The organism is Vulcanisaeta sp. JCM 16161, from assembly GCF_001316285.1.
The window spans coordinates 124,409-144,837 of the sequence record NZ_BBDO01000003.1 but is presented as its reverse complement, the minus strand read 5'-3'; the positions used below and the strand labels follow the sequence as shown (position 1 = coordinate 144,837).

The window sequence follows — 20,429 nt, the reverse complement described above, 5'->3', positions numbered from 1 at the left end:
TCGCCCTCTAAGGTAGATAAACAGTCATGCGCGGCTCCACGGTGGTATGTACCTATCTAAGTCATTACCATATACAACACTCAACACCTCGCCGATCCGCCTCTTTAACTCATTCACGTCATTAGCCACCACATTTACATGGCCCATCTTACGCCTCGGCCTAACCCTAGCCTTACCGTACCACCAAACGCTAGTTCCTGGTATTGCCAATATTTTATTAATTATATTCTCATCGTATGGCACACCCAACATGTTCACAATTCCCGCCGGTTTTAGAAGCTCCGTAGAACCCAGCGGTAGGTCTAGTACCGCCCTCACGTGATTCTCGAATTGACTCACCGCCGCGCCCATTAATGTCCAATGCCCTGAATTATGAACACGGGGTGCAAACTCATTAATTAGTACCTCGCCATCCCTCGTTATGAAGAACTCAATGGTTAAGACGCCAATGTAATTTAAGGTTTTAGCCAAACTCACGGCTATTTCCTTAACCTCGTTAGCCACCTCCTCGTTCACCCCTGCAGGTGCTATACTATAGAGTAGGATGCCGTTGTAATGGTAATTCTCGGTTACGGGGTAAGTAACCACCTCACCATTCTTTGACCTGGCGAGTATTACTGAAACCTCCTTATAAATATCTACGAACTCCTCGGCCAACAGTGGGAACTTCATGGGTACCTTATCGAGGTCGCTCTTACCCATCACGTAGTATTGACCCCTCCCATCATAGGCGCCCTGGGGCTCCTTGAAAACCACCCTCCCGAACTTATTAAATGCATCGTACATATCCTCCGGGGCTTTGATTACCATGAACCTCGGCACGGGAAATCCATGGTCCTTAAGGAATACCTTCTCGCGTATCTTGTCCTGCTTTAGCCATATAGTTAATGAATTAGGTCTCAGCTTACCGAGCGACTCCGCCTCACTTATTGCGTTGGGGTTGACGTGCTCGAACTCGAATGTGACAATGTCGGACTTAACAATTAATTCCTTCCATGAGTCTCCAACGTACCTGCCATCGCCTACCCTCAACGCCGGCGCCTCGGGATCCTCATCATACACCAGGAACTTAATGCCTAACTTCCTACTTTCGAGTATCATCATTAGGCCTAACTGCCCACCGCCTAGGATGCCCAATACCCTGCTCATAGGCTGAGCACCGTATTGAGGACCTCATTCTTCATCGACTCCATTAGTTCGATAACCCTAGCCCTAATATCCGGATATTTAATGCCCAAGATCCTGGCTGCTAGTAATGCCGCGTTTTTGGCGTTGCCTATGGCTACCGTGGCCACCGGCGTGCCATAAGGCATCTGCACTATTGATAGTAATGAGTCAAGGCCATTCAGGTGTTTACTGGGTATTGGGACACCAATGACCGGCAGTGGCGTTAACGATGCAGTCATGCCAGGTAGATGGGCGGCGCCCCCAGCACCGGCTATTATTACTTCCAATCCTCTATCAACGGCTGTCCTGGCGTATTCAAACATCAGCTCCGGCGTTCTATGAGCCGAGACAACCCTGGTCTCGTTGGGTATGCCTAATTGGTTAAGTAATTCCACGGCCTCCCTCATGATGTCCCAGTCATTTTTACTACCCATTATTACACCAACGAGTGGGCCCTTGCTCATTATAATTATTGTTTAAAGAAAACTTTTAAAAGTATTTTCTCATTATTAACCGTGATATGCCCGTGTATTGTTTAAATAAAAAATTAAATATTGGGGTGGGACCATGCCACTCAGTGATAATGAGAAGGTGATCATTAAGACATCCCTGGGAAGGGAACCTACAAATGCTGAGTGGCTCGTCTTTGAGGCCGAGTGGAGTGAGCACTGCTCATATAAGAGTAGCAGGAGGTTCCTTAAACTACTACCAAGCGAGGCACCGCACGTACTCAGGGGCCCGGGCTTGACGCCCCACTAATTCGTGTAGGCAATTTAATGGTTAGCTTTAAGATAGAGAGCCATAATCACCCATCAGCGGTGGATCCCTATGACGGCGCTGCAACGGGTGTTGGTGGCATTGTGAGGGATATATTAACCACGGGCTTAAGACCCATCGCATTGATGGATAATCTATATTTTGGTTTACCCAGCAATCCTCATTCCCAATGGATAGCGAGGAATGTCGTAAGGGGAATTTCAGACTATGGAAATAGGATTGGCGTACCCGTAGTTTCAGGTGAGGTGTGGTTTGATGAGTCGTTCACCACAAACCCGATAGTCCTGGTCACATGCATTGGTGTTGGTAAGCTGGAGGATGTGGTGATTGGTGAGGCAAGTCCTGGCGATTTAGTCCTAGTCATCGGTAATGATGTGGGTAAAGACGGAATGCTTGGAAGTTCCTTCGCATCTAAGGTATTAGATAGGAGTAGGGACGAAATAGGCGCTGTACAGGTCGGTAACCCACTGCTCGAGAAGTTGCTGATTGATGCGATAATTGAATTAAGAGATAGGAGGTTAATCAAGGCTATAAAGGACGTGGGTGGTGGGGGCCTGGCCACGGCATTAAGCGAGCTAGCCGACCAGTTTGGCCTAGGTATCGAGGCGCACCTCGACAAGGTCAGAACTAGGAGCATATGATGCCTGAGGAGATCCTGGTCTCGGAGTCCCAGGAGAGGATGGTAATCGTGGTGGATAAAGATAAGCTTAATGAAGTTGAGGAGGTATTGAGGAAGTACCATGTTCACTATGACGTAATCGGCGTCCTAACAGGCGATGGGAGATTCACCGTTTATTACCAGGCAACCTAATCGTGAACCTGCCCGTAAAGCTCGTAACGCACGCGCCGGAGACGAATTACGAAATTAGGGAACCGGAGCACTTAGGTGAATATAGGATAATCCCGGAATTACCTAAGGTGCCACTCGACGAGGCCTTAATAAAGATATTGGGAAGCCTGAACATCGCATCTAAGGAACCCATATTTAGCCTGTATGACTATGAGGTGGGTGTTAGGACGGTGATTAAGCCAGGTAGGGCAGGCGCCGCTGTTCTAAGGCTTCTGCCTATCGATGGCGGTGACGGTAAGTTGGGGATTGCCGTAAAGGCCGAGGCGAACCCTAGGTATTCATTCCTTGACCCATTCATCGGGGCCGCCAATTCCCTAGCCAAGGCCTATAGAAATGTGGTTGCGGTTGGTGCGGAGCCTTTAGCTGCCGTGGATTCCATAAATGTGGGTAATCCGGAAAAACCCGATAGGTACTGGTACTTCGTAAATTCAGTTCTTGGACTTGCCTGGATGGCCCGTGAATTAAGTATACCGATAGTCGGCGGTAAGGTTAGCTTCTATAATGAGGATTCTAGCGGTAATGTTATTAAGCCCGTGGTTGCGGTGGCGGTGCTAGGCGTAATCAGCGATGTTGGTAAGGCCGTAGACGGCGGATTCGCCGGCAATGGACATGTATTAGTCATAGGCAATACATCGGCTGAACTCGGTGGATCCGAATACCTATACTCAGTCCACGGCATCGTTAAGGGTATACCCCCAAGGCCAAGACCTAGGGATGAGGTTAAAAACGCCAGCGCGGTCCTTAAATTAATAAGAGATGGCTTAGTGAGCGCCTCGATGGATGTCGGCGTTGGTGGATTATTAACAACGCTAAGTAAGATGGCCTTAATTAATGGGGTTGGCTTTAACATTGATTTATCTAGGGTCCCGGTTGATGAGTGCCGTATCGACCGGACGTGGTGGCGTTCTCCGAGACCAACGCTAGGTATGTCGTAGAGATTAAGAGCGGGCAACTGGATAAGGCGGTGAATACGCTCATTAATTTGGGCGTGCCGTTTTCCATAATCGGCAGCACCGGCGGTGATAATGCGGTGGTTCGTTGGGGCCACCATGAATTAATGGCATTAAAGTTAGACACGCTCAAGATGGCGTATAACTCGCTATGGGGTGCCCTGTGATGTGCGGCATATGGGCATTTTTAGGCATTAATGCCGCCAATTACGTGGCTCGACTAACCCCATGGCTCATCCATAGGGGCCAAGAGGGAGTGTCATACGTGTGCCGTGTGGGTAAATCGCTCATTAAATTAAGTAATGTTTTGAGTATCAGCTCGACATTATGCCTTGGGCACGCCAGGTACAGCACGAGTGGGCCCTACGGAGTTGAGCTCCAACCTATCGTACTTGACCACGATTTCGCCCTCATATTTAACGGAACAATAAGTAATTACGTGGAACTAATTAATAGGTTAAGGAGGGATTTCGGCATCAGCATTAATACGAATTACGACGCCCTAGTCCTGGCCCACTACATGAGGGAGCTGTTGATTAGGCGAGGAATCGATGATGGTATTAACGAACTCTTCCGCACACTTCGTGGTGGTTACTCCATAATAGCCGTCTGGAGAGACTCATTAATAATTATTAGGGATCCCTGGGGGTTTAGACCCCTCGCCATTGGCAGTGATGGTAGTGGCATAGCCGTAGCCTCGGAATCGGCGGCGCTTGAGGCATTAGGTATGGCCTGGCGTGAAGTTGAGCTAGCAGGGCCTTAATACTGCATGAGTCAGGCCGAGAGTACTGGCTCGAGGGTCCTAAGGTGAGGAGAGCCTACTGCGCACTTGAGTACATATATTTCCTAAGGCCCGACTCCTATTTCAACGGTATTAACGTTTATGAGGCCAGGAGTAGACTTGGCATGGCGTTAGCCGTAAGGAGGTAGTACGTGATATTGATTTTGTAACCCCAATACCCGAGACTGCGAGGATTGCTGCCGAGGCCTACGCGAGCGGCGTTGGCAAGCCAATACGTGAAGTAATAATTAAGATAGATACGTTGGTCGCGGCTTCATCAAACCGCCCAGGGAGAGATCCATGGACATGTATAACGTGGTTAGGAGCGCCGTTAAAGGCGCATCCATGGTATTGGTCGACGACTCAATCATAAGGGGCGACACCCTTAGGAAGGTCTTGCCAAAGCTCAGGGCCTCAGGTGTAAGGGCCGTTCATGTCAGGGTTTCTTCACCGCCAATTAGGTACCCGTGCTTCATGGGTATGGACTTCCCAACCAGGCGTGAATTGGTGGCCCATGGAAGGTCAATAGAGGAGGTTAGGAAGTACCTCGGCGCTGATTCCCTGGTTTACCTAACGGTTGACGAGCTCATGGATTCCATAGGGACCACCGAGCTTTGCACCGCGTGTTTTACCGGTAATTACCCATTCACCCTGAGCATTGAAGAGGCTGAGGAGGCATTTACGGGTGGTAGGTAATGGGAGTTACGGGAATGATCGGAGTCGTGTCTTTTCATGACGGTTGGAATGTGGGCGAATTACTGGGATACGCATTGCCGGTGCTTAGGCACAGGGTGGTGATGACGTATGGATCGCGGTATTTAATAGGGTTGATGGATTAATCACACGTCAATCTAATGAGAATAATGACGCTCCAGGTGGTGAGGCTGGCCTACTATGTTTGACGACAAATACCGAAGCCAGGGGTATGGTGAGGTGCGGCGACGTACATGTTGCATACTGCCTTGAAGGTCTCGTGATAAGGCCTTTAGATGTGTGCAGGCTGATTAATAATGAGGCCGGGCCTCTTCAATACACGTCATTAATAGCCTTAACGAGTAATGGTGAATTAATAGCCCATAGGCCCATTGCCGGGTTAAGGAACCTAGTCCTTGGCGCCTATGGCTTTGACCTAGCCATGATATCCAACGAAAGCTCAGCTATAGGCGCACTCGGCGGTGAAGTGAGGACCTTCATTAGGCCTGGGTCGACGGTCAAAATTAATAGGTTGAACCTAACAATAAGGAATTACTTAGGTAGCTCTAGAGGTAGATTATGCGCCCTAGAGTTTATATATTTATCAAGGCCCGACTCCGAGATTGATGGCCACTCGGTTTATGAGTTCAGAAGGGCATTAGCGAGACTGCTCGCCAAGAGATTAGCGGATAGGGTGGGCGATATTGATGCCGTTGTTGGTATGCCCGAGACGGGGATAATCTATGGGCTTAAGGTCGCCGAGGCGTTAAAGAGGCCCTTCGAGTATGCCCTCATAAGTATTGAAAGACGCAGGTCCGCATTGAGGAAGGACATACTTGACAGGTTAGCCTCAGTCCACCTAAAGCTTAGCCCAGTTGTAAGTGCGATCAGAGCTAAGAGGATTCTCCTGGTTGATGATTCGTTACTCACGGGTCTCTCCATTAAGGAGGCATCCCAGGTCCTTAGACATAGCAGGTGCGAGCGAGGTGCATGTGGCGGTGGCCAGCCCAAGGATAGTTAGACCCTGCCCCTACGGTGTTGATATGCCGCCTAGCAATCAATTGCTCGCCAATACCTTTAATGATAAGAGTGCCCAGGGGGTGCTCGAGGTCGACTCATTAACGTGGTCAACACTCGAGGACCTATACGTAGCTGCCAGCGAGGTTGGCATCGATAGGGATGGCCTTTGTACATATTGCTTTGGGGGTGATGGGGATGGCCTGGACCTATGAGAGGGCTGGGGTTAATCTAGCTAGGCATTGGGAAATGCACTCGATAGCCAATGCCGTAATACACGACATAGCTGGTAAATTAGGAGTTGAATTAATGGAGGGCGGATTCACGAGATCTATCAAGCTGGGTAATCACGAAATAACACTGCATACTGACGGTGTTGGCACTAAGTCGATAATTGCATGGTCCACGGGCAGGTTGGAAGTGATTGGTTGGGATTGCGTGATTGGTAACGTCAATGATATTGCGTGTGACGGCTTTATACCGATAGCGATCACGGATTACATAGCCATATCCAACAACGACGTCGATGCAGTACGTAAAGTACTCAATGGTATTAAAGATGCGGCCCTCACGGTTGGGGCCGCCGTCTTAGGCGGTGAGACCGCGATAATGCCCGACCTAATTAATGGCATTGATGTTTCCTGCTCAGTGCTTGGAGTTAGGAAAACAGGGGTGATAGGTAATGTGGGGGTTGGCGATGTGGTCATAGGGGTTGAATCTAATGGATTACACATGAATGGCTATACCCTAGCCCGTAAGGTCCTACTAAGTAGGTACCGCCTAGATGATGAGGTTTGTGGGGATGAACTAGTTAACTGGTTGTTAAGGCCGACGACTTATTACGGAGATTTATTAATTAGGCTCTACGATAATGGGCTAATTAAGGCGGCGGTTCACATAACCGGTGGAGGATTCACCAAGGTGAGGCGTGTCTTAGGTAATCTCGGTATTGAGGTCGAGGTCCCCGAGCCGCCATGTATTTTTGAGACTATTAGGGATTTAGGCAGCGTAGAGTGGGGTGAAATGTACAGAGTATTTAATATGGGCATTGGCCTCATGCTCATAGCCGGTGAGGAGTACGTGGATGACGTGATCAGGGTCATTGGAGACTCAGGCCTTAAGTATTGGGTTCTTGGTAAGGTGATTAAGGACGCATTAATATTTTAATGCCAAGCGGTCTTAGAATAAGGCTTTAAGGTATCCCGAGCAATTTATTCAATTCTTCATAAGCCTTGACCAAGTCCATGGCCGAGGCGCCCTTCCTAAATAATTCCTTATCTAGGTGTCTCCCGTTGATTAGGACCCTCATTGTATCGCCACTTAATTCATCTGCGAGGACCACATTATTCGACTTATCGACGCCAAACTCTAACTTGAAGTCCACAAGTACGAGCCCCCTACTTATCATTAACTCACTAAGTATGGAGTTGACACTTAACGCGGTGTTTACTATCTCATTTATTTGTTCACGACTGGCAAGGCCTGCCTCCACTATGTCGTCCATGGTTATTAATGGGTCGTGAAGTTCATCACTCTTTAGGTGGAACTCGACGAGGGGCCTACTGAACTTAGTCATTGGTCTTACTAGGGGCATTCTCCTTAGGAATGAACCATAGGCGTAATTCCTAACAATAACCTCTATCGGTATCATCTTAAGGCTTCTAACTAATATTTTTCTATCGCCATCCCAATCAACTAGGTGATTCCTAATGCCGTACTTATCTAGTAGTCGCATGAAAAAGGCGGTCTGCGCCGCCGCCAACCTACCCTTACCTGGTGCATACTCCTTCCTAACACCATCAAATGCCGTGACCTCATCCTTAAATTCCATGACTAAGAACTCATTATTTACCCTATAAACCCTCTTGGCCTTACCCTCGTAAATCAACTCCCCAACCCAATTACTAGCCATACCTAATCTAGATCTCCAGCGCTATTATTTAAAGTTTACTTAATTGTTTAAATAAATACCGTAGTCAATACCGTGTTTATATACCCATATTATTTAATTAATTATTTTAACAATATGTTTAATTATTTAATTGAATAATTTAAGGAAAACAATTATTAAGGGGTGTCGCAATTATTTAATTAATTATGATAAGGAGCAAGGTCCTAATAATCGGTGATGGGGCCAGGGAACATGCCTTAGCCGTAAAGCTTAGTCTAAGCGTTCACGAACCTAGGATAAGCGCATTGGTAACTCATGAGAACCCAGGAATTAAAAAGGTCGTGGAACAAACCGGAGGTGAGCTGGTAAGGTCTAGGTTGGACGCAGATGGTTTAGTTAACGCTATTAATAGGGTTAACCCCGACATTGTGGTGATCGGGCCTGAGGAGCCGCAGTTCGCCGGCGTTGCTGACAGAGCCATCGAGCTTGGCATACCCACCTTCGGAGTCCCCAGGTCACTAGCCATGATAGAGCAGAGCAAGGCCTTTGCAAGGGCCCTAATGTGGAGGTACAGGATACCAGGTAGGATCGCCTTTAAGGCGTTTAGGGATATTGATGAGGCATTGAAATACATATCCAACGCAGGCTCGGTTGCGATAAAGCCTGCCAGACAAAGCGGTGGTAAGGGCGTTAGGGTATTCTGGGATAGGCAGATGTACCTTAAGAATAGCGTTGATAAGGCCAAGGCTCCCAAGTAATAACGGCATCAAATGACGTTAGGGCTTATGGGGATGTCGACGATTTAATAGTTATTGAGGAAGCGGTTACAGGCGTTGAATATACGGTGCAGGTAATAAGTGATGGCAAATCCGTAATAGCGTTACCGCCGATCCAGGACCACCCACACGTATTCGACTACGACATAGGCCCTGAGTGCGGTGGGATGGGCGCCATAGTAGGCCCAGGCCCCTCATTACCCTTCATAACTCGGGATGAGTATGAGGAGAGTGTTGAGATAATAAGGAGAACCTTAGACGCACTACAGCGCGAGACGGGGCTTAGGTACGTGGGTGTGTTGAGCGGCCAATTCATGCTCACTATCTATGGACCAACACTCATTGAGTACTATAGTAGATTCGGCGATCCCGAGGTCCTAAATGCGCTGGCTCTACTCATTGGCGATCTACTGGAAATCGTAGAGGCGGCCGTTGAGGGTAGGCTACCGAGCGTTAAGTACTCATTTAAGGAGGATATCGTGGCCATTTCAAAGGCCATAGCACCCCTGGGATACCCACACAATAGGGACTTGGCCCGTGGCAGATCAATAACCATCGACATGGACAAAATAAGAAAGTTGGATTGCGAGGTCTACTTTGGATCCGTGATTGAGGATGGGGGGCTTTATAAAACCCTGGGTTCAAGAGCGATGGAGGTTTTAGCCGTGGGTAACACTTATGAGGAGGCCTATGAAAAGGTTGAGGGATGTATAGCCCATATCAAATCACCTGATTGGCAATTAATACATAGGCGTGACATCGGAAGTAAGGAATTAATTGAGAAGAGGGTAAGGGATGCAGAGCACGTGAGGGCTATCTACAAGTGGAGGAGGGCTCACGGACTAGGTAGGGTCAGGATTGATTGGATACCGGGCGGTGATGTGACGGTATACGACTATACGTAGGTGGTTATCCCATTAAGCCATACACTGCTGCACTTAATAAAGATAATAGATTTAATTAATTAAAAGGTTATAATCATAATTTTTGCCAACCTCTTACTTAACCTTAATCAGTGACGCGGCTAGCCTGGCCTTCTCCCTGGCCTCCTGCACGGTATTTCCCGTGGCTAATACGACGCCCATCCTCCTATGCCTATATGTGTAAGGCTTCCCGAATAACCTAACCTGGACCCCGGGTATTTTCATTGCCTCCTCGAGACCCACGACCCTCGGCGCCCAGGTCTCTGTCTCCGCAAGAATCACGTGGGCCGCCGCCGGCGTTACCAACTTGACCTCGGGCGTTGGTAGTCCAAGGGCACTCCTCACGTGTATTTGGAACTCGTTTATATCCGTGCTGACTAACGTGACGAGACCGGTGTCATGAGCCTAGGCGCCGCCTCGCTGAATAATACCCTGCCATCCTTAGTTATGAGTATTTCCACACCGTATATCCCGAACCCTCCCAACTCATTGACGAGTTTAATGGCGTACGACCTAGCCCTCTCAATGACTTCCTCGCCCACCGTGGCTGGGTGCCAGGACTCAACGTAGTGGTAAACACCCTCAGGTCTTTGATGCTCTATGGGTGGTACCGTGGTAGTCACAACGCCATTACCTAGTGGGTACCTATAAGTCAATATTGTTAATTCCCTGTCGATCCTCACGTATTCCTCAACCACGATCCTCCTACTACTGCCCCTAGCGTGGGCTAGGGCATCCTTAAAACCGCGCTCGATATCCTCATACTTATTAATAAGTACATGGCCATGGCCGCTAGAACTCATTTCAGGCTTGAGCAGGCATGGGAAGCCCAAGTCCTTACATGCTCTCCTCACGTCCTCAATGTCCTCAGCAAAGTAATACCTAGTAGTTGGTAATTGGAGTTTCTCTGCGGCTAACCTCCTCAGTTCAATCCTATTCATACAGACCTTAACGGCCCTTGCATTGGGCACAATCCTAAAGCCCTCCTCCTCAAGCTCAGTAAGGGCATCAGTGTTTATGGCCTCTATTTCAGCAATGATTGCGTCCGGCCCCTCCCTCCTCACCAACGCCTTAATTGCGCCTCCATCAAGCATGTTGACTACGTATTTCCTATGGGCACGTGCATTGCCGGGGCCATGTCATACCTATCGACTGCGATGACCTCAAGACCCATGCGCTGGGCTTCAATGGCTATCTCCTTACCCAACTCACCACTACCCAGAAGCATTATCTTCCTAGAACCCTCAAGCAGTGGTGAGCCGAATTCCATCACCAACCACCCCCGAGACTCTCCTTGAGACTGAGCCAGAGCTTGAGCCCACCTGGTACGAAGCCCCTTGGGGTTAACACGGCTTCTGCGGACCTCTCCGGGTGTGGCATGAGACCGAGGACATTACCTTCATAGTTAGTCACGCCAGCTATCGAGGCAATCGAACCGTTTGGGTTCTCTCCGAAGTACGTGAATACTGCCCTAACTTCATCCACATTATCTATGAAATACCTCCCCTCACCATGGGCTATGGGCATTGACACAACCTCGCCAGGTTCATAGAGCCTGGTAAATGGTGTCTTGGTATCATTAATTTTAACCCAGACCCACTTGGTTATGAACCTGGGCGGGTCATTAGGCAGTAATGCCCCAGGCAATAGGCCTGCCTCAACCAGTATTTGAAAGCCATTGCAAATACCAAGCACCGGCACACCATTCTCCGCGTCCATGGCCACCTCCCTCATGGCATTAGACCTGGCAGCTATTGCACCGGCCCTAAGCCAATCACCGTAGCTAAAGCCTCCAGGTATTACAATGGCGTCGTATATCCCATGTTTAAAGTCCTCATGCCAGACCAACTCGGCGTTTAGCTTAACCACGTTATTAAGTATGTGAACTACGTCGAGATCACCATTCGTACCTGGAAACCTAATCACGGCCACCTTTGGCATCCTCAACACCCAATACCATTAATTCATGAACTGTTGGATTATAGATCCTCATCCTTTCACAAAGATCCCTAACATATTTAATGGCCTCCTTAACGCCGGTGGCATTCACAACAAAGCCTAAGTACTTACCGCTAATGACCCGATCAACATTATTAAAACCGCCAGCGAGGACTAAATCCCTGAGTATGGTCTCACCCTCAGGGTCACGAATACCCTTAAGTACGATAACCGTATGAACCAAGTACCTTTTCATTATCTCGCTCATTGATTAATCAAATGATTAAAAATATATAAAGATTTCCCCTAAATATTGCTGATTATTATTTAAATAATTATTTAAACAATAATTCCACACCATGAGGAACCGCATTGTTAATTGTAAGGAATATGGAGGACGATATTGATAATTTTAAGGTGATTATGATTTCAATACAGCGTTTAAGCAATGTACTTAACGCCTACCCAATGCCAATTCAAGCAGATATTTATGCACTTTAGTCGTTGTTAACTCTGGATGGAATGCCGTGGCAATCATGTGGTTCTCCTGGGCCGCAGTAATAATATTACCTAGCTTAACATGCTTAATACTGGCCAGGGGCTTCGCATTACCTCAAGTCCTGATAATGGCTGGGGCCCTAATGAATACCGCCCTTACGGTACCGAGACCCTCAATATTCAAGTCCATCTCGAAGGAGTCCCTCTGCCTACCGAAGGCATTCCTAACCACGGCTATGTTCATGACGCCGAGTATTGGCTGCCCCGTCTCGCCAACCACGGAGTCCCTGACCTCCTTAGCCATGAATATGGCGCCGGCGCACGTGCCTAATGTGGGTAATCCATTGATTATTGATTCCCTTAACCTATCGAGGAGCCCATTGCGCCTAGCCAATGAGCCTATTGTCGTGGATTCACCGCCGGGTATCACAAGCGCGCCCAAGCCATTTAGATGTTCGACCCTCTTAACCCTAATAACATCTACGTTGATCCCTAACTCCTCAGCCGCCCTCCTAATGGCGTACTCATGCTCCTCAACATCACCCTGCAACGCGAGTATCCCAACCCTCACCCTAAACACCCCTTACCTGCAACATCTCCTCCGGCTTCAGTGACTTTATGTCAATACCCACCATCGACGCTTCTCACTAACCATCCTCTGGGTCTCAACCACGGTTTCTGGGTCGTCCCAATGCGCAGTGGCTATCACTATGGCCTCAGCCTCTCCCTTGGTCCTGGCTCTTGAATATCCCTGAGCCTACAAAGACCCGTCCGCGCCAAGCCACATCATCAATGCGGCATCCGCCGGCGTTGCTATCCCACCTGCGGCGAACGTTATCACAGGTAACCTACCTAGCTTAGCCGTCAGCGTCACCAACTCGATGGGCACCTGGCATTGTCTAGCGAAGTCCCTCAACTTCTCCTCATCACCATCCCTATAGGCTGCGTATAGCTCATTAATTGCCTTGTAGAGAACCTTGAAGTGCTTAACAGCCTCACTGACGTTTCCTGTGCCTGCCTCGCCCTTGGACCTAATCATTGATGCGCCCTCGCTAATCCTTCTAAGTGCCTCGCATAACTCGCGGCATCCATTGACGAAGGGTACCGCGAACAACCACTTATTGATGTGGTGTTGTTCGTCGACTGGTGTTAATACCTCGGACTCATCTATTAGGTCGACGCCTATTTGTTCAAGTATGAAGGCCTCGTAGTAATGACCAATCCTCACCTTCGCAGATACCGGGATCGTTATATGCCTCATTACGTCCTCAATAACCTTAACATCGGCCATCCTAGCCACACCACCCGCCCTACGAACATCGTAAGGCAGTTTATCGAGAACCATCACGCCGACTGCGCCAGCCTGTTCGGCAATCTGAGCCTGCTCCACGTTGGTTACGTCCATTATGACCCCGTTCCTGAGCATTGATGGGAAGCCGACCTTGACCTTCACCGTGCCGGTAACGACGCCATCCACCTCATAAGGCCTAGGCCAGTTAAAGCCCCTCTCCCTAAGCCTATCCCTCAATTCCAACATACCGTAGAAGAAATCCCTGAGCTTCTCGAGGTACTCGAAGGAGGGTGATACCGACATCGAAACTGGGCTTATTCGGGGTTATTTATGGTTTATTAAACGTTTAATAATGCGGTAGGATGCGTCGTCAACGTTGTTTTAACAAATCCCTTAATTTACTAATTAACTTAAGGACATATTCCCTATGCAGCTCATACTCATCCTTCGTCATGAAGTTGTGGTAGAAGTTTGCGTGCAAACGTTCGGCGGCTCCGAAGTAAAGCGGTAATTCCCTATCATTAGTCTCCCTAAATAATCTATTAATTATTACGTCGTAGTCCCTGTGGCTATAATGCTCCCAGCCCCTTGACTCAGCTATTGCATTAAGTAACGCCGCCACAGCACCCCAGAGTTTTTCGCCGGCCTGAGCAAGGTCACCCTTAACATATTCTTCATCACTACGCCTAAGTAGCTCCTCGTGAATCTTCAGGTATACGTCAACCCTATCCCTAGGATCAAGCCTCTGGCTAGTAAATCGGCTAGGAGTAACTCCGCGGCAATACCCCTCTTCCTACTCTCCTCATTAATCAACCTAAGCAGCTCCTCCACATAGCTAATTATTACGTTTCCCTTAAAAGGGTTTGTGTAGTTATGTTAAAAGGCAATGATTAGAGAGGGGGTGCTGTCGCTTACCTTATTAATCAACCTAAGCAGTTACCCATGTAAGCCAGTTAACATACATGGGTTGAAGATGCGCCTTACGGGAAAGCCGTATATTAAGTCGAGCTTTAGTAATTAAGGCTTAGGATCATGATGGTTAAATACCCTGACATTAGGTAATGATCCGCATGGTCCACCATATACATGCATTTAATTTACATGGAGTAACGTTTATAATCACCATTAATTATGGATTACATGGGTGAGGTGACTGATTCAGATAAGGCAAGGAGGTACGGTATTAACGTATCTAAACACTTCTACAATGCGCTTGAAGATGAGGTGAGGCTTAAGGAGTATGATGAGGTTAGGGAAATACTTAGGAGGGCATCCGTGGAGTTGAGGAAGATTAGCGAGAGCCTAGGTGAAGGCTTCGCGATTAGAAGTATTAGGGAGGATCATGAATCTAGGTGAGTTACGTATTTGATGCAGCTTCAATAATAAGGCTTATTGAACTTAACCCTGATAATGCAATTAAGTACATATCTAGGGGGTTAATCACAGGCCTATGGATGGTTAAAAGGCGCTTGGGTTTGTAAGGGATCCAGCTATGTATTTCTCAATATACTGTTTAAATGATAATCTAGGCAGGGTTACCGTTACAGGCTAGCCTCCTTAATATTCTCCCATCAGCCCTACGCTCCCCAATCAGCCTGCAGTCTATTATCGGTAGGGTTAGGTCAGTGGCAGGAGCCTATACGGGATCTTCCACCTCACGTAATTATCCCTATAACTCTCATCACTAAGCCTCTTAAGCTCCTCCTCCGCGAGTTCTCTGGCTTTACCCTGGCATTTAACCGATGCTAACTTAACCATATATTCATATATTCTAATCCCGCTATCCAGTTCATCAACATTAATGCGCCCAGCCCTTAACGCGTTTATGAATGACTTAACCCAGCATAACGGGTGGCCAGCTAGAATTACTGAACCTGGGCTACCCATTAGGAGCCTTGCCAATTCCCTAGGGCTATTAGCCACCATATTGGCCACCGTGTTGGCTAGGCAATTTTCAGGCAGGTCCCCGCAGCCGCGGAACCGCTCATTTATGGCGCCAGTAACCTGTACTGCACACTTCAATGGGTTGTAGTCTTTAAGGCAGTCATCACCTATGTTTAAAATTTCAGCCAACTTACCATTAACTTCATCAACTATATCACGCCGATGCTTACTTACCCTGATCTCAACCTCCTCAACATCACTAACATACTCCTCCGTTAATGGTTTAGCTTTGCGCCAAAGCTCATTATAATGATTCATTAACCTCTCATAAAGGTCCCTACTATTCACCAGTAGGTTGAGTTCAAGGTTACCCTCAAGGCCCCTATACGTTAAGTTGGAGCTACCTAGAATCACAAACCCATTACCCAATAGGTAGAATTTAGCATGCAGGCTAGGATAGACTCTAATCACCTCACGCCAATCATCATACACCTGCCTCGGCACTGGGCCTAGGTCGCCCACAAGAATCTTAACATCAGCCGCATCACTCAGGTAGTCGTGAATGTAGGCTAAGCCTTCATGGTCTATGAAGCCGGTCGCCACGTTAAAGGTGTTGAAAGCCCGCAGTCCACTAATGGACCTAGCCCTGTTAAGGCACTCAATGAGGGTATTGCAGATATCGATTAACTTAATATCCATCTTAATATCCATAAATTAGTAACTATTCAGGTATTAAATGCATACCTACTTAGGCTTGCCTCACTTTAGTTAAGTATTCATTTAACCTTCTAATGAGGGTGAGTACCCTACCTCTACGTATTAGAAAGTTATGGTAGAAGTTAGCATGCGGCTTCTCAGCCGAGTCGAACAAGGTCCTTAATTCATCATCATGAAGCTCATTAGCCAACCTCTCAATAATCACGTCATAGTCCCTGTGGCTATAATGCTCCCAGCCCCTTGACTCGGCTATTGCATTGAGTAATGCTGTTACGGCTCCCCAGTATTTTTCACCGGCCTGAACCAAGTCACCCTTGCTGTAAAGATCCTCAGCCTCCCTAAGAAAATCCTCATGAAGCTTAAAATAAAACCCAACCCTACGAGAAGGATCAAGCCTAGCGGCTAATAAGTCGGCTATGAAGGCGTTAACATCCTTGCCATTAGCCAACTCCCTAATCAAGTCGTAAATTACTGGTAAGAGCATTAATGCCGTAGGTAACAATGCACTACGGCTTAATTAACTTCCCCGCATAATCTTCATTCCCCTAAAGCAAGCTCCTCACCTAGAATTTCCTTGACTTTGTTGAGTTTCTTTCTCATGAAGTATTCATCGCATAGGTTGCCATGGAGGTGGTTAATGTACTTCTCCCTGGCTGTATTTCAGTAGTCTAGGTTGAGCCTGCTTAAGGCATAGCTTCAACACCCTTAGCCCTCAGTAGCGCCCTAATAGGCAATCACCCCTCCTCAGCCACACCCCTTAACAAAATAGAGTCCCTAGACTCAACATACTCATTCAATTCAGCAAGCGCCGCCTTAAGTACCTTAGTGGCATCACTCAAGGCCTCACCTATGTTTACATATGATGTATAAGTAATAATTCATGGATTTAAGCATTTATTTTCAAGTAAGTCCTTAGCTTCATGATTAACTTAATGGCATCCTCCCTATGGGCGTTAAAGGAGGTTCTGCCCAGGAAATTATGGTAGAAATTAGCATGCAACGCCTCAACGCTTGAGAATAACCTGGTATATTCGGGGTCATTAGTTATTTCCGTTAGGTAAGATGCTATTTCCCTAAGGTCTCTATGGCCGTAATGGGGCTTGTTCAACCTCTCACCGACGATATTAAGCAAAGCCGCCACGGCTCCCCAGTATTTTTCACCGGCCTGAACAAGATCACCCTTGTTATAAAGCTCCTCAGCGGCCTTGAGGTAATCTTCGTGAAGCCTTAGATATAACTCAACCCTACGTGGAGGGTCAAGCCTCTCCGCAATTAAATCAACTATAAACTCCTCAACATCCCTACCATTAGCCAACTCCCTTATTAGCTCCATTATAGCGGGCGAGAGCGTTAATGACACTTACAAGTGGCTATGCTTAGTTTAAAAACCTAAATGCATTGTATTAATGTGGGTACTGTTTTAAATTTCCTTAAATCAACCTAATCCGTGTCTTTAATCTTCGTATTTAACCTGGCCATTAGGTCACGGTCGCCGATCATTCCTACCGACTTTACAAACTTAGTGATTAACTACGTCTATCAAAGGTCCCTAAGTCCATTCCAGTAACATGATGTTAGTTACTTGTTTGGTGGGGCGTCCTGCTGCAAGGACTAGGTACCCCGCTAATGTGGTATAAACTATAGTGTGTAAGGGATGATTCAACATATTGATATATACTATATTGTGGAATTATATACATATGGTGGTTATCGTATATACTTAACTGTGTTACAGCAGTATCTATATGGTTATGGAGTTTATTCATTTTTAATGCCTGATACTATATAATATCTAGTGGTTATCTTGGTTTTCACCATTATCTATTTGGTTAGGTTCATGAAGTTTATGTTGCCTAGGATGGGGTCTATTATCCTATATATGCCTTCGCTATGCTTCTCAATTAGGTTGAATCTGATTAATGCTGTTAATGCATTATCTAGGGTTCTGTCGTCGATTTCATGCCCGATTAGGAAGGATGCGTATGCCTTTATATCGCGCCACCTATTGACGTGTTTAAGGGCCTCTAGGATGGCTAGGTATAGCCTCTTGTTTGCCCTGCCTTTCAGGAAGTTGTCGAGTTCGTTAAGCATTATTTTGGAACCCTCCTCAATCACTTTACTTAATGCGTCATCTAGGGGTAGCCCCCTTATACCGTGTAGGTTGCCGAATAGTGTTAGCCAGCCCACTATGCCATTGAGTAGGTTTATTACCTTGTCGTATTCGTTGAAGCTCATCCCTAGTTCATTAAACCCCCTCATTAGGAATGCCTTGGATTGATCGTGGGTGAACGGCCTTAACCTAACCTCCACAGGGGGCCTGCCGTATAGGGGTGATGTTGGTGAAGGCTCCAGTAGCGCCCTTACTAGGCTACGTAGGATCCCGTTAATATGAAGCGGATTCTAGGGTTTGACGAATAGGCGTTACCCAGTATTTTAAGTAATTGCGGTGATGCGGATGCCAGGTCCTGAACCTCATCCAGTGCTATGACGGTATCCCTCCTTATTGATAATAGGAATTCAAGCAGTGTCGGCATGGGCCTCGCCCCCTTCCTTATAGTTATGCCAAGGGGCCCTATGTTCAGGTTCACTGAAGCGTCTATATCCCTGAATAATGAGCTTCTATTAGCCTCATTAACCATGATTTTAAGCAATGTTTTAAGGGAGTCAACGCCCTGGAGATTTACGTACATGGTCCTAAACCCCTCTGAGGCTAACTCATTTAGCACAACCTTAACAACGCTGGTCTTGCCGATCATCCTCTGCCCCGCGATAACTACCCAATTACCTGCATGGATCTGTCTCTTAATATAATCAATAACATCATCCCTACCGAATAACTCCTTCCTCGACTCCTTAGGATATAACCCAAATAACATAACCCTATTCAGTAACTGAATACCCTAATTATAAATTAATTGCGCATAAATGCATTAAACATCAACGATTAATATACGTGAGGATATTCAGTTACTGAATAGGGTATATGAGGTTTGTTCCCTAAATGCCTAATGAGACGGTTGTAGGTATTAGAAATTAAGGTTTCATTGCCGAATCTTTCAACTTCCCTTAACCTTAATGCAGCCCTCCTAGTAGGTCAAAGGTATATTTACCCATGAAATTGTAGTATAAGTTTGCATGGAAATTCTTTATACAGGTTCTCTACGATTATGTCGTAGTCCCTGCTGCGGCGCCCCAGCCCCTTAATTCACTAATCGCATTGAGTAACGTTGTCGTGGCTCCAATATTTTCCGCCTGCCTGAACTAAGTCGCCCTTGGCATACTCATCACCACTATGACTAAGTAATTCCTCATGAATCTTCAGGTATACGTCAACCCTATCCCTAGGATTAAGCCTCTGGGCCGCCTCTCTTTCTATCTCCTCATTGATTAACTTAGGCAGTTCCTCCACGTGATTAATCATTGCGTAATTGCCTTAAAAGGGTTTGTAGGGTATGTTCAATAAAAGCTTAATAATATGATAATAAGTAAGTTATTAATGGCTAAGACGGTAATCGAGGAGGTTAGGGAGGGTAGGGTCCCCGATGAGGTCAAGGCCGTGGCTAGGCGTGAAGGCGTTAATGAGGGAAAGCTGGCTAGGAGGATAGCGAGTGGTAGGGCAATACTTATTAGGAACGTTAAGTTACCCGATAAAGTTAGTGCGGTTGGTCTTGGGTTAACGACTAAGGTTAATGTTAATATAGGCACGTCAAGCGAGGTCGTGAGTCTTGAGGCCGAGCTTGAGAAGGTTAGGATTGCTAATAAGTGGGGCGACACATTAATGGACCTATCAACGGGTGGGGATTTGGACGAGATACGCAGGACAATCATTGGAGAATCGAAGCTGCCGGTTGGTACCGTGCCAACCTACCAAGCATTCATAGACTCATTCAAGAAGAAGGGCGGTGGAGCTACTTTACGGAGGATGAGCTCTTTGATGTGGTTGAGAGACATTTAAGGGATGGGGTTGCCTTCATGACGATACATGCAGCTGTCACCAGGGAATTGGCAATTAAGGCCCTTAGAAGCAATAGGGTCATACCAATCGTCTCCAGGGGCGGTGATATGCTGATCGGTTGGATGCTGCATAATAATGCGGAGAACCCGTTCTACGCCAGGTGGGACTACGTACTTGAGCTATTTAAGGAGTACGATGCCGTAATATCGATAGGCGACGCACTTAGCCGGGCGCGACTGCGGATAGCCATGATGAGTTCCACGTAGCCGAGTTGATCGAGCCGCCAGACTCGTTAAGAGGGCCCTTAAGGCGGGAGTTCAG

The 20,429-nt window shown here is 47.2% G+C and carries 26 protein-coding genes and 5 pseudogenes; 14 read left to right on the top strand and 17 right to left on the bottom strand.

The window, feature by feature from the left end; translation table 11 throughout:
* Positions 1–24: 24 nt before the first annotated feature.
* Complete coding sequence (locus JCM16161_RS04800; protein WP_054855156.1) at positions 25–1,149, bottom strand: 5-(carboxyamino)imidazole ribonucleotide synthase; 1,125 nt, start codon at positions 1,147–1,149, stop codon at positions 25–27.
* The gene (gene purE / locus JCM16161_RS04795; RefSeq protein WP_054855155.1) at positions 1,146–1,631 is read right to left on the bottom strand and encodes a 5-(carboxyamino)imidazole ribonucleotide mutase; all 486 of its coding nucleotides are present in this window, start codon (positions 1,629–1,631) and stop codon (positions 1,146–1,148) included. The genes JCM16161_RS04800 and purE overlap by 4 nt, the downstream gene beginning before the upstream one ends.
* A 103-nt stretch (positions 1,632–1,734) precedes the next feature.
* On the opposite strand from purE, the gene JCM16161_RS15445 reads away from it, so the two are divergent.
* From JCM16161_RS15445 to purM, 9 genes and pseudogenes are all read left to right on the top strand, one after another.
* Complete coding sequence (locus tag JCM16161_RS15445; RefSeq protein WP_243669381.1) at positions 1,735–1,926, top strand: hypothetical protein; 192 nt, start codon at positions 1,735–1,737, stop codon at positions 1,924–1,926.
* A gap of 17 nt (positions 1,927–1,943) precedes the next feature.
* Positions 1,944–2,755 (top strand): annotated as a pseudogene (locus JCM16161_RS15440) (AIR synthase-related protein).
* A gap of 2 nt (positions 2,756–2,757) precedes the next feature.
* Complete coding sequence (locus JCM16161_RS15435; RefSeq protein WP_243669379.1) at positions 2,758–3,729, top strand: AIR synthase related protein; 972 nt, start codon at positions 2,758–2,760, stop codon at positions 3,727–3,729.
* Positions 3,693–3,911 (top strand): hypothetical protein, encoded by a 219-nt coding sequence (locus JCM16161_RS15430; protein ID WP_243669377.1) that lies wholly within the window; start codon positions 3,693–3,695, stop codon positions 3,909–3,911. The genes JCM16161_RS15435 and JCM16161_RS15430 overlap by 37 nt, the downstream gene beginning before the upstream one ends.
* A gap of 44 nt (positions 3,912–3,955) precedes the next feature.
* A complete protein-coding gene (locus tag JCM16161_RS15425; protein WP_243669375.1) occupies positions 3,956–4,507 on the top strand; it encodes a hypothetical protein in 552 nt (183 codons plus the stop codon).
* 318 nt (positions 4,508–4,825) lie between these two features.
* The gene (locus JCM16161_RS15420) at positions 4,826–5,221 is read left to right on the top strand and encodes a hypothetical protein (protein ID WP_243669373.1); all 396 of its coding nucleotides are present in this window, start codon (positions 4,826–4,828) and stop codon (positions 5,219–5,221) included.
* A gap of 202 nt (positions 5,222–5,423) precedes the next feature.
* Complete coding sequence (locus tag JCM16161_RS04780; RefSeq protein WP_243669371.1) at positions 5,424–6,239, top strand: hypothetical protein; 816 nt, start codon at positions 5,424–5,426, stop codon at positions 6,237–6,239.
* Positions 6,217–6,450, top strand: a complete 234-nt coding sequence (locus JCM16161_RS15415; RefSeq protein WP_243669369.1) for a hypothetical protein — start codon at positions 6,217–6,219, stop codon at positions 6,448–6,450. The genes JCM16161_RS04780 and JCM16161_RS15415 overlap by 23 nt, the downstream gene beginning before the upstream one ends.
* Complete coding sequence (gene purM, locus JCM16161_RS04775; RefSeq protein ID WP_243669366.1) at positions 6,428–7,402, top strand: phosphoribosylformylglycinamidine cyclo-ligase; 975 nt, start codon at positions 6,428–6,430, stop codon at positions 7,400–7,402. Before JCM16161_RS15415 ends, purM begins: the two co-directional genes overlap by 23 nt.
* 25 nt (positions 7,403–7,427) lie before the next feature.
* On the opposite strand, the gene JCM16161_RS04770 is transcribed toward purM, so the two are convergent.
* Positions 7,428–8,147, bottom strand: coding sequence for a phosphoribosylaminoimidazolesuccinocarboxamide synthase (locus JCM16161_RS04770; RefSeq protein ID WP_054855154.1), 720 nt, complete (start codon positions 8,145–8,147; stop codon positions 7,428–7,430).
* 185 nt (positions 8,148–8,332) lie between these two features.
* Here JCM16161_RS04770 and JCM16161_RS15410 point away from each other — a divergent pair.
* Positions 8,333–9,216 (top strand): annotated as a pseudogene (locus tag JCM16161_RS15410) (phosphoribosylamine--glycine ligase); the annotation flags it as partial.
* Positions 9,217–9,807, top strand: coding sequence for a hypothetical protein (locus tag JCM16161_RS15405; RefSeq protein WP_243669592.1), 591 nt, complete (start codon positions 9,217–9,219; stop codon positions 9,805–9,807). It begins immediately after the preceding pseudogene.
* A 93-nt stretch (positions 9,808–9,900) separates the two neighbouring features.
* On the opposite strand, the gene JCM16161_RS15400 is transcribed toward JCM16161_RS15405, so the two are convergent.
* The 8 genes and pseudogenes from JCM16161_RS15400 to JCM16161_RS04735 all read right to left on the bottom strand — a co-directional run bounded on the left by JCM16161_RS15400 (position 9,901) and on the right by JCM16161_RS04735 (position 14,383).
* Positions 9,901–10,170 (bottom strand): hypothetical protein, encoded by a 270-nt coding sequence (locus JCM16161_RS15400; protein WP_243669364.1) that lies wholly within the window; start codon positions 10,168–10,170, stop codon positions 9,901–9,903.
* Positions 10,171–10,202: 32 nt separating this feature from the next.
* Complete coding sequence (locus JCM16161_RS15395; RefSeq protein ID WP_243669363.1) at positions 10,203–10,919, bottom strand: ATP-grasp domain-containing protein; 717 nt, start codon at positions 10,917–10,919, stop codon at positions 10,203–10,205.
* 5 nt (positions 10,920–10,924) lie between these two features.
* Positions 10,925–11,098 (bottom strand): hypothetical protein, encoded by a 174-nt coding sequence (locus tag JCM16161_RS15390; protein ID WP_243669361.1) that lies wholly within the window; start codon positions 11,096–11,098, stop codon positions 10,925–10,927.
* Positions 11,095–11,766, bottom strand: a complete 672-nt coding sequence (gene purQ / locus JCM16161_RS04755) for a phosphoribosylformylglycinamidine synthase subunit PurQ (protein ID WP_054855153.1) — start codon at positions 11,764–11,766, stop codon at positions 11,095–11,097. Before purQ ends, JCM16161_RS15390 begins: the two co-directional genes overlap by 4 nt.
* Positions 11,744–12,031, bottom strand: a complete 288-nt coding sequence (locus tag JCM16161_RS04750; protein WP_054855152.1) for a phosphoribosylformylglycinamidine synthase subunit PurS — start codon at positions 12,029–12,031, stop codon at positions 11,744–11,746. The genes purQ and JCM16161_RS04750 overlap by 23 nt, the downstream gene beginning before the upstream one ends.
* A 186-nt stretch (positions 12,032–12,217) precedes the next feature.
* Positions 12,218–12,832: pseudogene (gene pdxT, locus JCM16161_RS04745) on the bottom strand (pyridoxal 5'-phosphate synthase glutaminase subunit PdxT).
* Between the two features lies 1 nt (position 12,833).
* Positions 12,834–13,687: pseudogene (gene pdxS, locus JCM16161_RS04740) on the bottom strand (pyridoxal 5'-phosphate synthase lyase subunit PdxS).
* Positions 13,688–13,922: 235 nt separating this feature from the next.
* Positions 13,923–14,383: pseudogene (locus JCM16161_RS04735) on the bottom strand (PaREP1 family protein).
* A 309-nt stretch (positions 14,384–14,692) separates the two neighbouring features.
* On the opposite strand from JCM16161_RS04735, the gene JCM16161_RS04730 reads away from it, so the two are divergent.
* The gene (locus JCM16161_RS04730) at positions 14,693–14,908 is read left to right on the top strand and encodes a hypothetical protein (protein ID WP_243669358.1); all 216 of its coding nucleotides are present in this window, start codon (positions 14,693–14,695) and stop codon (positions 14,906–14,908) included.
* Between the two features lie 261 nt (positions 14,909–15,169).
* On the opposite strand, the gene JCM16161_RS04725 is transcribed toward JCM16161_RS04730, so the two are convergent.
* The 6 genes from JCM16161_RS04725 to JCM16161_RS04705 form a co-directional block, all read right to left on the bottom strand.
* The gene (locus JCM16161_RS04725) at positions 15,170–16,135 is read right to left on the bottom strand and encodes a phospholipase D-like domain-containing protein (protein ID WP_243669356.1); all 966 of its coding nucleotides are present in this window, start codon (positions 16,133–16,135) and stop codon (positions 15,170–15,172) included.
* A 49-nt stretch (positions 16,136–16,184) separates the two neighbouring features.
* Positions 16,185–16,637 (bottom strand): PaREP1 family protein, encoded by a 453-nt coding sequence (locus JCM16161_RS04720; protein ID WP_054855150.1) that lies wholly within the window; start codon positions 16,635–16,637, stop codon positions 16,185–16,187.
* A gap of 402 nt (positions 16,638–17,039) precedes the next feature.
* On the bottom strand, positions 17,040–17,513 hold the full coding sequence (locus tag JCM16161_RS04715) for a PaREP1 family protein (protein ID WP_054855149.1): 474 nt from the start codon (positions 17,511–17,513) through the stop codon (positions 17,040–17,042).
* A 461-nt stretch (positions 17,514–17,974) separates the two neighbouring features.
* Positions 17,975–18,463 carry a hypothetical protein gene (locus tag JCM16161_RS15385; RefSeq protein WP_243669354.1) on the bottom strand — a complete coding sequence of 163 codons (489 nt, stop codon included), beginning with the start codon at positions 18,461–18,463 and terminating at the stop codon, positions 17,975–17,977.
* 53 nt (positions 18,464–18,516) lie between these two features.
* A complete protein-coding gene (locus JCM16161_RS15380; protein WP_243669352.1) occupies positions 18,517–19,029 on the bottom strand; it encodes an ATP-binding protein in 513 nt (170 codons plus the stop codon).
* A gap of 332 nt (positions 19,030–19,361) precedes the next feature.
* Complete coding sequence (locus JCM16161_RS04705; protein ID WP_054855148.1) at positions 19,362–19,574, bottom strand: hypothetical protein; 213 nt, start codon at positions 19,572–19,574, stop codon at positions 19,362–19,364.
* Positions 19,575–19,649: 75 nt separating this feature from the next.
* On the opposite strand from JCM16161_RS04705, the gene JCM16161_RS15375 reads away from it, so the two are divergent.
* Both JCM16161_RS15375 and JCM16161_RS15370 read left to right on the top strand, forming a co-directional pair.
* A complete protein-coding gene (locus JCM16161_RS15375) occupies positions 19,650–20,108 on the top strand; it encodes a phosphomethylpyrimidine synthase ThiC (RefSeq protein WP_243669350.1) in 459 nt (152 codons plus the stop codon).
* Positions 20,027–20,374, top strand: coding sequence for a phosphomethylpyrimidine synthase ThiC (locus tag JCM16161_RS15370; protein WP_243669590.1), 348 nt, complete (start codon positions 20,027–20,029; stop codon positions 20,372–20,374). Before JCM16161_RS15375 ends, JCM16161_RS15370 begins: the two co-directional genes overlap by 82 nt.
* Positions 20,375–20,429 lie beyond the last annotated feature (55 nt).

Coding starts and splice junctions, on each gene's coding strand:
- JCM16161_RS04800 (WP_054855156.1), bottom strand. CDS start 1,149: ATGAGCAGGGTATTGGGCATCCTAGGCGGTGGGCAGTTAGGCCTAATG.
- purE (WP_054855155.1), bottom strand. CDS start 1,631: ATGAGCAAGGGCCCACTCGTTGGTGTAATAATGGGTAGTAAAAATGAC.
- JCM16161_RS15445 (WP_243669381.1), top strand. CDS start 1,735: ATGCCACTCAGTGATAATGAGAAGGTGATCATTAAGACATCCCTGGGA.
- JCM16161_RS15420 (WP_243669373.1), top strand. CDS start 4,826: ATGGACATGTATAACGTGGTTAGGAGCGCCGTTAAAGGCGCATCCATG.
- purM (WP_243669366.1), top strand. CDS start 6,428: ATGGGGATGGCCTGGACCTATGAGAGGGCTGGGGTTAATCTAGCTAGG.
- JCM16161_RS04770 (WP_054855154.1), bottom strand. CDS start 8,147: ATGGCTAGTAATTGGGTTGGGGAGTTGATTTACGAGGGTAAGGCCAAG.
- JCM16161_RS15405 (WP_243669592.1), top strand. CDS start 9,217: ATGCTCACTATCTATGGACCAACACTCATTGAGTACTATAGTAGATTC.
- JCM16161_RS15395 (WP_243669363.1), bottom strand. CDS start 10,919: ATGCTTGATGGAGGCGCAATTAAGGCGTTGGTGAGGAGGGAGGGGCCG.
- purQ (WP_054855153.1), bottom strand. CDS start 11,766: ATGCCAAAGGTGGCCGTGATTAGGTTTCCAGGTACGAATGGTGATCTC.
- JCM16161_RS04750 (WP_054855152.1), bottom strand. CDS start 12,031: ATGAGCGAGATAATGAAAAGGTACTTGGTTCATACGGTTATCGTACTT.
- JCM16161_RS04730 (WP_243669358.1), top strand. CDS start 14,693: ATGGGTGAGGTGACTGATTCAGATAAGGCAAGGAGGTACGGTATTAAC.
- JCM16161_RS04725 (WP_243669356.1), bottom strand. CDS start 16,135: ATGGATATTAAGTTAATCGATATCTGCAATACCCTCATTGAGTGCCTT.
- JCM16161_RS04720 (WP_054855150.1), bottom strand. CDS start 16,637: ATGCTCTTACCAGTAATTTACGACTTGATTAGGGAGTTGGCTAATGGC.
- JCM16161_RS15380 (WP_243669352.1), bottom strand. CDS start 19,029: ATGTTATTTGGGTTATATCCTAAGGAGTCGAGGAAGGAGTTATTCGGT.
- JCM16161_RS04705 (WP_054855148.1), bottom strand. CDS start 19,574: ATGATTAATCACGTGGAGGAACTGCCTAAGTTAATCAATGAGGAGATA.
- JCM16161_RS15375 (WP_243669350.1), top strand. CDS start 19,650: ATGGCTAAGACGGTAATCGAGGAGGTTAGGGAGGGTAGGGTCCCCGAT.